The sequence below is a fragment of the Bacillales bacterium genome (assembly GCA_035700025.1).
Taxonomy (GTDB): Bacteria; Bacillota; Bacilli; order Bacillales; family DASSOY01; genus DASSOY01.
In genome coordinates, this window is the sequence record DASSOY010000067.1 from 1 (window position 1) to 12,190 (window position 12,190).

The 12,190-nt window shown below is 48.3% G+C and carries 10 protein-coding genes and 10 tRNA genes; 1 reads left to right on the plus strand and 19 read right to left on the minus strand.

Annotation, left to right across the window (positions count from 1 at the left end; all coding sequences use genetic code 11):
* Nucleotides 1-164: 164 nt before the first annotated feature.
* From lepB to VFK44_10975, 7 genes are all read right to left on the minus strand, one after another.
* A complete protein-coding gene (gene lepB / locus VFK44_10945) occupies nucleotides 165-716 on the minus strand; it encodes a signal peptidase I (protein ID HET7628895.1) in 552 nt (183 codons plus the stop codon).
* A 102-nt stretch (nucleotides 717-818) separates the two neighbouring features.
* Nucleotides 819-2,717, minus strand: coding sequence for a PrkA family serine protein kinase (locus VFK44_10950; protein HET7628896.1), 1,899 nt, complete (start codon nucleotides 2,715-2,717; stop codon nucleotides 819-821).
* A gap of 339 nt (nucleotides 2,718-3,056) precedes the next feature.
* Nucleotides 3,057-3,530, minus strand: a complete 474-nt coding sequence (gene trmL, locus VFK44_10955; protein ID HET7628897.1) for a tRNA (uridine(34)/cytosine(34)/5-carboxymethylaminomethyluridine(34)-2'-O)-methyltransferase TrmL — start codon at nucleotides 3,528-3,530, stop codon at nucleotides 3,057-3,059.
* A 56-nt stretch (nucleotides 3,531-3,586) separates the two neighbouring features.
* Nucleotides 3,587-4,480 carry an amidase domain-containing protein gene (locus VFK44_10960; GenBank protein HET7628898.1) on the minus strand — a complete coding sequence of 298 codons (894 nt, stop codon included), beginning with the start codon at nucleotides 4,478-4,480 and terminating at the stop codon, nucleotides 3,587-3,589.
* Nucleotides 4,481-4,570: 90 nt separating this feature from the next.
* Complete coding sequence (locus VFK44_10965) at nucleotides 4,571-5,101, minus strand: methylated-DNA--[protein]-cysteine S-methyltransferase (GenBank protein ID HET7628899.1); 531 nt, start codon at nucleotides 5,099-5,101, stop codon at nucleotides 4,571-4,573.
* A gap of 104 nt (nucleotides 5,102-5,205) precedes the next feature.
* Nucleotides 5,206-6,348: a tRNA epoxyqueuosine(34) reductase QueG gene (gene queG / locus VFK44_10970; GenBank protein HET7628900.1), complete on the minus strand. Its 1,143-nt coding sequence runs from the start codon at nucleotides 6,346-6,348 to the stop codon at nucleotides 5,206-5,208.
* A gap of 11 nt (nucleotides 6,349-6,359) precedes the next feature.
* Complete coding sequence (locus VFK44_10975; GenBank protein ID HET7628901.1) at nucleotides 6,360-8,078, minus strand: ABC-ATPase domain-containing protein; 1,719 nt, start codon at nucleotides 8,076-8,078, stop codon at nucleotides 6,360-6,362.
* A 74-nt stretch (nucleotides 8,079-8,152) separates the two neighbouring features.
* On the opposite strand from VFK44_10975, the gene VFK44_10980 reads away from it, so the two are divergent.
* A complete protein-coding gene (locus VFK44_10980) occupies nucleotides 8,153-8,824 on the plus strand; it encodes a phenylalanine--tRNA ligase beta subunit-related protein (GenBank protein HET7628902.1) in 672 nt (223 codons plus the stop codon).
* Between the two features lie 89 nt (nucleotides 8,825-8,913).
* Here VFK44_10980 and VFK44_10985 read toward each other — a convergent pair whose 3' ends face one another.
* The 12 genes from VFK44_10985 to VFK44_11040 form a co-directional block, all read right to left on the minus strand.
* Complete coding sequence (locus VFK44_10985) at nucleotides 8,914-9,111, minus strand: hypothetical protein (protein HET7628903.1); 198 nt, start codon at nucleotides 9,109-9,111, stop codon at nucleotides 8,914-8,916.
* Between the two features lie 701 nt (nucleotides 9,112-9,812).
* Nucleotides 9,813-10,427, minus strand: a complete 615-nt coding sequence (locus VFK44_10990; protein ID HET7628904.1) for a YetF domain-containing protein — start codon at nucleotides 10,425-10,427, stop codon at nucleotides 9,813-9,815.
* Between the two features lie 472 nt (nucleotides 10,428-10,899).
* Nucleotides 10,900-10,982: transfer RNA gene (locus tag VFK44_10995), tRNA-Leu, on the minus strand.
* 20 nt (nucleotides 10,983-11,002) lie between these two features.
* A tRNA-Cys gene (locus VFK44_11000) sits at nucleotides 11,003-11,077 on the minus strand.
* A 10-nt stretch (nucleotides 11,078-11,087) separates the two neighbouring features.
* Nucleotides 11,088-11,162: transfer RNA gene (locus tag VFK44_11005), tRNA-Gly, on the minus strand.
* A gap of 3 nt (nucleotides 11,163-11,165) precedes the next feature.
* Nucleotides 11,166-11,240 (minus strand) — tRNA-Gln (locus VFK44_11010).
* Nucleotides 11,241-11,245: 5 nt separating this feature from the next.
* Nucleotides 11,246-11,321 (minus strand) — tRNA-His (locus VFK44_11015).
* Between the two features lie 24 nt (nucleotides 11,322-11,345).
* Nucleotides 11,346-11,419: transfer RNA gene (locus VFK44_11020), tRNA-Trp, on the minus strand.
* 79 nt (nucleotides 11,420-11,498) lie between these two features.
* Nucleotides 11,499-11,580: transfer RNA gene (locus tag VFK44_11025), tRNA-Tyr, on the minus strand.
* Nucleotides 11,581-11,725: 145 nt separating this feature from the next.
* Nucleotides 11,726-11,801, minus strand: a tRNA-Thr gene (locus VFK44_11030).
* A gap of 15 nt (nucleotides 11,802-11,816) precedes the next feature.
* Nucleotides 11,817-11,892: transfer RNA gene (locus VFK44_11035), tRNA-Phe, on the minus strand.
* Nucleotides 11,893-12,051: 159 nt separating this feature from the next.
* Nucleotides 12,052-12,127, minus strand: a tRNA-Asp gene (locus tag VFK44_11040).
* Nucleotides 12,128-12,190: the final 63 nt, after the last annotated feature.

The following is a 12,190-nucleotide window of genomic DNA, read 5'->3' on the forward strand; positions in this document are numbered from 1 at the left end:
CCTTTTTGTCTCACTTGTTTGTTCGTATCCATTGTTTCCATTTCCTTGCCGAGCCTGTCAACTTCTTTCGCATCCTTCGCCATCGAGCTGTTTGCCGGCTTGTCGGACTGTTCTTTTCGGGTCAAGGAATACACCTCCGTATCTTTTTTTTCCCTGCCCGCGTGCTAATAAACCTGAAACGCGTCCACCGGCCAATATTTCACGTCCACTTTGCCGACGATGTCGCTCATTTTGACGAAACCGAAATAACGGCTGTCGTAGCTGTGGCGGCGGTTGTCGCCCATTACGAACACGCAATCGTTCGGAACGGTTTTTCTCCCCGTCATCTCGCGCAATGTGAAGTTTTTTGTTAGGTTCCCGCTTGATACGGTCTCTAGTTTATCCTTGTAAGGTACCAGATACGGTTCTTTCTTCGGTTTTCCGTCAACATATAAGACGTCGTTTTTATAAGCAATCGTTTCTCCGGGCAGGCCGACGATGCGTTTAATAAAATCTTCTTCCTTGGAGAAATGGAAGACGATCAAATCAAACCGCTGCGGTTTTTCGAATTCATAATCGATCTTCCCGACGATAAGACGGTTTCCGTCATGAATTGTCGGCATCATCGACTCGCCGTGAACCACGTAGTTGGCAAAGAAAAAATATTGCACCAAAAAAACAATCGTCAACGCGAGGGTAACGGCTTTCATCCAATCTACAATAGCTCTTCGCTGCATTCCTTCATCTCCTGAACAGGGCTACCTTCAATGTACCACGACATTTTCGGGCCGACAAGATGAAGGATGAATCAGCCTTTGCCGGATCCGGGAAACCGATGGCTAACGATTCAGCAAACTGCCAACGTAACGAAGCAATTCGTTCGCCGAAGTCGTATTGTATCCATGTTCGTCGACCAGCCGTGCGATTACCTCGTTGATCCGCTTTAACTGCGTTTCGTCCGGCGTTTTCGTCGATGTCGTGATCTTCACGACATCTTTTAAATCCGCAAACAATTTCTTTTGGATCGCTTCCCGCAGCCGCTCGTGTGAATTGTAATCGAACTTCTTGCCTTTCCGCGCATACGCCGAAATGCGAATCAAGATTTCCTCACGGAACGCTTTCTTCGCGTTTTCGGAAATCCCGATTTGCTCTTCGATCGAACGCATCAATTTTTCATCGGGATTCATCTCTTCTCCGGTGAGCGGATCCCGCAGCTTGTTTTTGTTGCAATACGCTTCCACATTGTCGAGATAATTATCCATTAACGTCTTCGCAGACTCTTCGTACGAGTACACAAACGCTTTCTGCACTTCTTTCTTTGCGATTTCGTCATATTCTTTGCGAGCCACGGAAATGAAATTGATGTAGCGCTCTTTGTCTTCTTTGGAAATCGACGGATGCTGTCCGAGCCCGTCTTTCAGCGATCTTAACACATCGAGCGCATTGATCGACGGGGTTTCTTTGCGAATGATCGCCGAAGAAATCCGGTTGATGACATAACGCGGATCAATCCCTTCCATCCCTTCGTCGGAATGCTCGTTTTTCAGTTCAGTGAGATCAAGCGAATTAAACCCTTCGACGGTTTCCCCGTCATACAAACGCATCTTTTTGACAAGGTCCAATCCTTGTTTTTCCGACTCTTTCAACCGCGTCAAGATCGAAAACACAGCAGCCACTTTCAAGGCATGCGGTGCAATGTGGACGTGATTCATGTCGCTTTCGCGAATCATTTTTTCATAAATGCGTTCTTCTTCGCTCACTTTCAGATTATAGGGGATCGGCATGACGATGATCCGTGAATGCAACGCTTCATTCTTCTTGTTCGCAATAAAGGATCGATACTCAGCCTCGTTCGTATGAGCCACGATAAACTCGTCAGCAGAGATTAACGCGAAGCGGCCAGCTTTGAAATTTCCTTCCTGCGTCAAAGACAGCAAATGCCAGAGAAACTTTTCGTCGCATTTCAACATCTCTTGAAACTCCATCATGCCGCGGTTGGCCTTGTTCAGTTCTCCGTCAAAACGATATGCACGCGGATCGGATTCCGAGCCGTACTCGGCAATCGTTGAAAAATCGATGCTTCCCGTCAAGTCGGCGATGTCCTGAGACTTCGGATCGGAAGGACTGAACGTGCCGATGCCGACTCGTTTGTCTTCGGAAAACAAGATGCGCTCGACTTTGACATTTTCGATTTGGCCGCCGTATTCCTTTTCCAGCCGCATCGTGTTCAACGGGGACAGCGATCCTTCGATTTTGATGCCGTATTCTTTATGGAAATCGTCCCTAAGTTCTTGCGGAATCAAATGAAGCGGATCTTCGTGCATCGGACACCCCTTGATCGCAAATACAGCGCCTGCCGGCGTTCGCGAATAGGCTTCCAACCCTCTCTTGAGCCGATTGACGATAGTCGATTTGCCGCCGCTGACCGGACCCATCAGCAACAATATCCGCTTTTTCACGTCCAACCGTTTCGCCGCAGGGTGGAAATATTCTTCAACGAGCCGTTCGAGTGCTTCTTCGAGTCCGTAGATTTCCTGGTCGAAAAAGCGGTATCGTTTCGTTCCGTCATCCAACGTTTCAACGCCGGCGTCTTTTATCATATTATAGACGCGTGAGTGCGCCGACTGCGCGTATTCGGGATGTTCTTTCAACAACTCCAAATATTCAGCAAACGTTCCTTCCCAGGATAAGCGGTTTTCCTCTTCCCGGTAACGTCTGATCTGATCAAGAATATCCATGATTTCCCCCTCTTTGGATAATGTAATACATCGTATGCAGTCCGGCTTCGATGATGAACGCGCCCGAAAAGATCGTCCGAAAAAAAACGAAAAGGTTCACATCGCGGGGAAAATTCGCTATAATGTAGGCAGACTGGACGCCGAATACGGTTGGCGTCGGCGGGATACGATAACTTTTACATAGGTCATCTGAGGAGGGAATCCCATGCAGTTTCTCGGCATTTTATTGGTGACGCTCATGTTTTTGGCCGCCATCTTCACGGCCGGCTATGAAGATCGTCCGAACAAAAACCATTAAAACGAAAAAAACACGACCTCCGTGCTCGAGGCCGTGTTTTTTTATTGCAGATTCGGGAAGTTTTGCTGGCGCAGTGCTTCGTAAACGAGAATCGCCGCCGTGTTGGACAAGTTGAGCGAACGAACCGCATCCGTCATTGGAATCCGCAAACAGCGGTCGGCATGCTGCTCCTTAATCGAATCGGGCAAACCAGACGTCTCACGCCCGAAAACGAAGAAATGGTCTTCGTCCGGATTGCTGTAATCCATCTTCGTATGCGGAATTGTGCCGAATTTCGTCAAAAAATAAAATTCGCCTTCCGAGTATTGATGAAACAAATGATCAAGCGAATCATAATAGCGGATGTCGACGTACTTCCAGTAATCAAGTCCTGCCCGCTTCAGCATTTTGTCGTCAGTAGAGAATCCAAGCGGACGTATCAAATGCAGAACGGTGTTCGTCGCCGCGCAAGTTCGCGCAATATTCCCCGTGTTTGCGGGAATCTCAGGCTGGTACAGTACCACATGCAATCCCAAAATCATTCACCTCGGCTGATAAAATCGTCAGTGCCATTATAGCATGAGCCGAACGATCAATCAGTATCGACAATTCGAAAAAACTTGTACTGGATGTTTTCTGTCCATGCCAACGAATCTTCATAGGCCCAATAACGTTTGCGACAGTTGGACGTGTGGGCATTGACGAGCGGCATGCCTTTGGCATCTTGACCGGTAACGATCGTCGTATGGTCCCAGCGCCCGTCTCCTTCGAAATCGTAACAAATGACGTCTCCTGGGATGAGTTGATCGGCCGAAGCCATTTCTTTCGCACGCAACCCGACTGTTGAAGCAGGTAAGTACCAGCGAAGCGAATGCGCAACCGCCCAACTGTAACTCCAGGACTTGCCGGAATACCACCAACCCTCGGACGGATTCGAAAACCCTCTCATCGGCGCGCCGCCGGCATGCAAACATTGCGACACGTAATTCGTACAATCAACGTCGAAAGCTTTATATTGCGGATTATGACCGTTCCACCAACGATCGGCGTATCTTACCGCCTGCAACCGTTCGTAGTGAAACTTAAGTTTTCTACCGTGGCGTGTGGTTTCCTCATTTTCTTTCCATTCGAGCGGCTCACGTGAAATCTTTGCCGGTTCGTCCGAAACGAACGCTTTATTTCTGAAAAGAGCCATCCGAGTTTCGATAAGTTCCTCAATATAGAAAGTATTCGCTTGCTTAATCAAATGTTGCGTATGCAATCCGTAAGTCACTTTTCGTTCATCGTCATACAGCTGTTGTCCATAAATTTCACCATCGACAATCGTTTTCACGATTTGCGCCCCGCGGTCTTTCAATTGTTGCTTCTTCCTGCGAATCGCCTGCCGTTCTGCTTCGTACGAAAAAGCGTAGCGCCCCAAGCCTTCGCCAAACCAAAATTTCGCCGTGTCGCGAATATACTCGCGAAATGTGTCTAGCCAGTTCACATGCGTCCCTCCATCGCCTGTTTGTAGTCATCGTATGGCGGGAACGAAAGTTTCATCACATAAAAAAGAGAGCAGTTCCCCGCTCCCGGCTCAAGAAATTTTCGTATGCGCTTTTTCAATGTCCAATAAAAATTGTTTCTTTTCGAGTCCGCCGCCGTAGCCGACGAGCGAACCGTTGCTGCCGATCACCCGGTGGCAAGGCACTAAGATCGGCAATGGATTTTTGTTATTCGCATTCCCGACCGCTCTCACCGCTTTCGCCGCATTCATTGATTGGGCGATTTGTTTATACGTTCTCGTTTCTCCGAACGGAATTTCCCGCAGAGCTTCCCAAACTTTTTTTTGAAACGGCGTGCCGCACAATTGCAGCGGAAGATCAAAATGAATGCGGCTGCCGTGAAAATACTCATTCAACTGTCGAACAACCGGAGCGACCGTGTCGTCGTCCCGGCTCATTTCCTGGCGAAGCAAATGTTTTCTCGTCCATCCTTGCACATTGCCTTGTGTTTCATCGAAACTGCCGAATTCCAGCTTGCATACGCCTTTCGCCGTGCATACAATCGTCAACGGTCCGATCGGACTCTCCATTTCGCCGTATGCGATGTGCGGCTTATTCGACATGGTATCCCTTCTTTATCGTGACTTTTTTCAGGAACCGATCTGTGCACAAACGGCCCCCATTCTTATTCATTCATCATAACGAATTCATTCGAACGTGACGACCGTCAAATCGCTTGATTCTCCAGCATTTCCATACCTTTTTCAATCTCAGAGACTACCTGTTCATCTTTTTCTTCCGTTTGCGCCGATTTAAGCGCTTTTTCCGCGGCGTTTCCGCCAATTTTTCCCAGCGCCCACGCCGCCGTACCTCGAATGACTGGACGCGGATCATTTTTCAGCAAAGCAATCAAGTCGTCAACGGCCGTTTCGTCTTTGTAATGGGCCAACGCCAAGATCGCATTGCGCTGAATTGGTTTTTTGCCGCGCCACGAACCGGCAATCGCGCCAAACTTGTTTTTAAATTCGCGATTGGACATGGAAAGCAGCGGTTTCAACTTCGGACGCACCACTTCCGGATCTGGTTCCATTTCCGGATGAAGATGAAAATCGACACCTTTATTGTATGGACAAACGAGTTGGCACGTGTCCCAGCCGTACAACGTATTCCCAGTTTTTTCCCGCATCGCATCTGGCATAAAGCCTTTCGTCTGGGTAAGGAAGGCGAGACATTGATTCGCGTTCAATTGCCCGCCTTGAACGAGTGCGCCTGTCGGACACGCATCCACACATTTGTTGCAAGAACCGCACAGATCTTCCATCGGTTCGTCCGGCTCAAAGGCGAGATTCGTGATCATTTCCCCCAAATATACATATGAACCGAATTCGGGCGTAATGATCGCGCAATTTTTTCCACTCCAACCGATTCCCGCACGTTCAGCGACTGCCCGGTCGGACAACTCACCGGTATCTACCATCGAACGAAACTTAGCGGTCGGACGTCTTTTAAGGATAAACTCCTCGAGCAACCGCAATTTCTCCCGTAAAATCCGATGGTAGTCCAGCCCCCACGACGCCCGGCAAAACTGCCCTCGCGGTTCTTGTTTCGTCGATTTCGGCGCGTCTTTCATCTTTGAAGGATACGCGAGCGCAATCGCGATAATCGACTTAGCCCCCGGCAGCAAGCGCTCCGGCTCGGTTCTTTTTTCAATGTCCGCTTCTTCAAACCCGGATTGATACCCGAGTTCCTGCTGCCTCTTCAACCGTTCTTTTAACACCTCAAACGGCGCCGCCGTCGCGAAACCGATTTTATCGATACCGATCGACTTGCTGTATGCTATTACTTCTTCTTTCAATTTGTCACCGTTCACCGGGACTCACCCTATCCGTTTCCCTGCGATTTTACTTGCAACGTTCTCATCCGATTTAAAGCCGCCGCAATTTCGAAAATCCGCGGCCGCGCCAACTCTCCCGGATGCTGCTCCGCAAAAGGCGTAAACGACGCCAATCCGTGGCGCTCGATCTGCTCCTCGATTTCGTCGAGCAGCTGCTTGACACTTTTGCCGCCAAGACGGTTTCGCTTTTCGAGATCGTGCAAGATTTCTCCAATCGCCCGCGTTTGACTCGCATCCACAAGCTGCTCCACTTGTTCGAGCTCGATGTCTTTCGTGCCGTACTGAATGCGCTTCAATCCGCGCGCGGTTACTTTCTCTTTCTTTCCTTTCTTACTGTTTAAACTTACCGGGAGCGGAATCCGTTCGGTAATCCGGCCGAACCGCTCGCCGCCCTCCTGTCTCCGTTCCGACCGCCTGGACTGCGCCACGGCTCTTGCCTTTTCTGTCACGTCAAACGGCCGGTATTGGTCCATCATCACAACCGTATCGGCAACGTCGAAATAATCGCCGGATCCCCCCATGACGAGGATCGTCGATACTTCATAGTCCTCGTGAAGCTGTTTTACCTTGTCGATAAACGGCGTGATCGGCTCCTTGTCCTTTGCGACAAGCGCCTGCATCCGGCTGTCGCGAATCATGAAATTCGTCGCACTCGTGTCTTCGTCAATCAACAAAGCGGATGCACCCGCTTCGAGCGCTTCAACGATGTTTGCAGCCTGGGACGTACTTCCGCTTGCGTTTTCCGTCGTGAATCGTTCGGTATCTTTGCCAAACGGCAAATTTTTAATGAAAGGCGAAATATCGACTTGCGTCACCTTTCTCCCGTCTTCCGCACGAATTTTGCAAGCAGCTGCGTCGGTAAGCACGAATTCGCGTCCGTCTCCTTCGATATGATCATATACGCCGCGCTCGATCGCTTCCAGCAGCGTACTTTTTCCGTGGTACCCGCCGCCGACGATCAAGGTAATTCCCCGCTTGACAGCCATCCCGCTTACAGGCGCACTTCGATGCGGTACCGGGATTTCTACCCGCAGCGACTCAGGAGTTTCGAAAGGAACCGCTTCCTGGTTCGGCAATGGACGGTCGCTAATACCGCTTTCTCTCGGCAAAATCGCGCCGTCACCGACAAATGCGACAAGATCATGCTGTTTCATGTAGCGGCGAACCGCCAACTGCTGATCACGCAGTTTAACGGCAGCTTGAATCATCTGACGGTTCAAGGAAAACACCGATAAGCGTAAGATTTCCGGAATTTGCTGGAAAAATAATTTTTCCGCTTGACGGCCAAGCACCTTCCGTCCGCGCGCCGGCAATCCAACGGATAGACAAACCGTCACTTTTCCGTTCTCAACCAACACCGCTGTTCGTTTCAATACCTCTTGTCCCGGACGATCGATGGCGATCAATCCACTCTTTCCAGTCCCTCCGGCATGTTTGCCTGAACGGTCAATCGCTTTTGCCACCATTCGTGCAATATGATCTTCCAACGTTTCTTTTCGCTCCGGCGTCTCAAGCCATTGGCGTCCGATGATCGTCTCATGCTCCGGAATGAGGCAGCGAATTTTCGAAGGACTCGCAAACGGATCCCCCTGCACGTAGTCGACCACAAGGTGGAAACGTTCAAACCGGTAACGGCCGCGGATATCCTTGTATGCTTTATAACCTTTTCCGTCGATTCTTGATAACAGCTGTTTCAAGTTTTTCATCGATAGCCTCCTCGACATTTCGTTCCTTATGGTATCATGAACAGTAAATCTATGTAAAAACAGGAGGGATCGAAATGCTTGCCGTGCAAATCTCGGATGAAATCCATGCAAACGTACCCGATTTCCAGATCGGGATACTCGCCTATTATGATATAGTCGTTGCGGAGTTTCCGCAAATGTTGAGCGGCCGTTACAACTACTTGCAGGAAGAACGCTCCATCTCAGTACAGGAGAAAGGCGTCGCCGCGTTCGAAGGAATTGCCGAATGGCGAAACATCTTTAAAAAACTCGGGATGGACCCTTCCCGGTATCGCCCTTCTTCGGAAGCCCTGTATCGCAGGTTAAAAAAAGGAGACAAGCTGCCGGACATCCATTCGGCAGCGGACTTGAACAACTACTGGTCCATCAAGTATGAAATTCCGCTCGGCATCTATGACCTGGACAACATTGACGGCCCAGTGGAAATACGGATCGGCACGAAACAGGACGCGTTCGAAGGGCTGAACGGACGGCCGATGAACATGGAAGGCAAGCTGTTGTCCGCCGATACAAGAGGTGCGTTCGGAAGTCCGATCGTCGATTCAAAGCGAACCATGACGACGAAAAATACCCGCAATGCCCTGCAGCTTGTTTATTTTCGCCCTTCAACGCAGAAAGAAGATGCAGAAACAATGCTAGCGGAAATGTGTGACGGTTTCATCCATATCCACGGCGGCAGCGGGGAGACAAAGCTGATCGCAAACTAAAAATTCTGTACCCTCAAAACAGGCTCTGGTGTCCGAAAATAAACAGAGAGTGGAGAAACTTTACGTTCCCCACTCTCACAAGGCTCCGGTCAAGAATTACTGGATTCCTGTTTCATCGCTTCGTCGATCATTTTTTTTACTTGCGCTTCAATGGCTTTATTGTTCTCCTTAATCGCTATTTTGAAAGCCTTGCGCAAATTCGCCATCGAAACCCCGTTGCCTTCGGTAATCACGTGGCGGTCAACAATTCTTTCCAATTCTACATCTTTGATGCCGAAGTCTCCCATGAGACACCGCTCCTTTCCAAATAAATGGTCCAAATTAAGAATACCATAACCCGTTCACTTGTTCATAAGGACATGGTTTGCCGTGCGCAAAAACAAGCGATTTACGTTAGATGATAAAAAACTCCCGGGTAAAAATCAGTACAACCCATCATGGCATCTTTAAAAGAGGGAAAGGATTCGGGGACGGAAACCACATCGAAAAAGACATGGTCGAGGAGCAGCATCCTTGTCGGCATCATTGTCCTTATTCTCAGCTGGCTTGGCCGGACCCACCGCAACCTCCCAGCGAAACATGATAAAAAAAAATCGATGTCTGCAACAAGGATCGATCTTAGGTGGATACCGGTGGTCGGGGTCGAACCGACACTCCACAAGGGAACACGATTTTGAGTCGTGCAACGGGCAATTTCAAAAAGGGAACGAATCCCTTCCCCTTGATATATTGACAATATAAAGCGGACAAGGCGTCACACTATTAGTTTTGCTTCGTATGATTCCAAATCCGCAACGTGAAAACGTTGAACGTTTATCGTACGAATAGGTCATAATACAATAATAAAGGATTGTCCCTGATATATTAACGCATAGAACGAAATTAGATAAATATTCACCCGACAAAGAAAAAATAATTCGCTTATATTGCGATTCTCCAATACGAAAATAAAATAAAAACCCCGACAATTAGTCGGAAAGAAACTTTTCTAATGTTCATATCGCTTGTAATCTTTGATTGCCGCTTCTTGATATGCTTCGTTAAATAAAGGCGGAATTTCCGATTTTTTCGGTTCATTAGTATTTGTTAGGATCTCAATTAATTTTTGAATATCTTCCTTTGTTGCGGGTGCTTTGTTTGGTTTCAAAGTAAACGACATTTGTCCGCTTGGTTCAAGAATAGCAAGTTCAACGTCTTCAATGTTCCCAACTTTACTTTGACGAAGCCGCATTTCCAAATTGTCGGTTGTCAATCTTGCCTTTTTAAGTTCCGTCATCATTATTTGTCCGTCCTTTATAACTACCGAAGGAAGACCGAAAAGATATTTCCTTGTATTCGGAAACCAAATTTGAATCTGTGCTAACAAATATAAACCAATTGCAAGCAGCGATCCACTATAAACGGCGTTCCATTCTCTTTTGATTCCAAGCGGTTGAATTAATACCGTACCAAGCGAAATCATGAAAACAACTTCGGGAATTGTCATTTGCGTAACAGAACGTTTCCCCGTGAATTTTAATAGAACAACGCCCGCTGTTAAAATTAAAAAGGCTTTAAGTGGAAAAGGCAACAGTGGAAGTTGTGCCAAGAAGTCTTTGATCATTCGAATCATTCCTTTCCAAGATTCACTTCATATTATTTGCAATTTGCAACTAAAAATCCGTAAAAAAAGACGACGAATGGTTTCACCAGATTGGTGTAACCCCAGATAAAAAGAAATCAAAATACTTTTTTTATAAAAGAAATCCCGTCGAGGGGTTAGATTTGTTATTACGTCCAAGATAATTTTTCAACGGGTGATTGCAAACCTCTTCGAGTCGTTGCATGTATCCCTCTGATTATCAATTAGATTCTTACATTCACGAACAAAAAGGTCGTAAAGATATTAGAACGATTCAAGGTCGCTTGAAGATTGTTGGATGGTTTGCGTGGAAATTTTGTTTGTACGTCGCCCATATTCGAACAATGGACGCCTTGCACTTCGCTTTTGTAGTTCGCACGTCAAAAATAGCCGTGAAAACACGAAAAAAGCGGCTTCCCTATCGGGAAAACCGCTTTATATCGTCGCTTGTTGATACCGGTGGTCGGGGTCGAACCGACACTCCACAAGGGAACACGATTTTGAGTCGTGCGCGTCTGCCAATTCCGCCACACCGGCACGTTAGGAAGATGTTCGATTGGAGGCGGCACCCGGATTCGAACCGGGGCATAAGGGTTTTGCAGACCCCTGCCTTACCACTTGGCTATGCCGCCGAGTATCTGATGGAGCGGAAGACGGGATTCGAACCCGCGACCCCCACCTTGGCAAGGTGGTGTTCTACCACTGAACTACTTCCGCAACTGGCTGGCCCAGCAGGATTCGAACCTACGCATCACGGGACCAAAACCCGTTGCCTTACCGCTTGGCTATGGGCCAATAAGTGGGGCGGTTGATGGGAATCGAACCCACGAGTGCCGGAGCCACAATCCGGTGCGTTAACCACTTCGCCACAACCGCCGCAAGTCATCAAATGAAGGTAAATGGCAGGGGTAGCAGGAATCGAACCCGCAACGGAGGTTTTGGAGACCTCTGTTATACCATTTAACTATACCCCTACGTTCCAGAAGTGAGAGGTTGGATGTTAGAATTTACATTCTCAATATTCTAACCTCTAACGTCTAACTTCTAAAATGATGGAGGGGGACGGATTCGAACCGCCGAACCCTGAGGGAGCGGATTTACAGTCCGCCGCGTTTAGCCACTTCGCTACCCCTCCATAGAGGATATAATAAAAAAGTCACCACAATATAATAGCATGATACCGTAAAACATTCAAGAGGGAATCGACAACAAGATCAGCGTATTCAAACTCCTGTAATGCGTGAACCTTTCATGCTACAAGCAAAATTACATGGTGAGCATGGTGCCGGCCAGAGGACTTGAACCCCCAACCTACTGATTACAAGTCAGTTGCTCTACCAATTGAGCTAGACCGGCACTTCAAAAAAAAGATGGTGGCTCGAGACGGAATCGAACCGCCGACACGAGGATTTTCAGTCCTCTGCTCTACCGACTGAGCTATCGAGCCAAATTGTAAGCGGGAAATGGACGCTCAGTCGTCTTCACGACTCGTGTCCCTTCCTCTACAAGTTTTACAAGTAGTCAATCGTCGGTACAATTCGACGCCTGTTCGTGATGCCTCTGCTCATTGCTCTACCGACTGAGCTATCGAGCCAAATTTAACAAATGGCGGACCCGACCGGATTTGAACCGGCGATCTCCTGCGTGACAGGCAGGCATGTTAACCACTACACCACGGGTCCAGTTTAGATGTGAGAGGTGAGAAGTGCGAGGTGAGAGGCACGTTTCGCTCCGATGCTAAACTG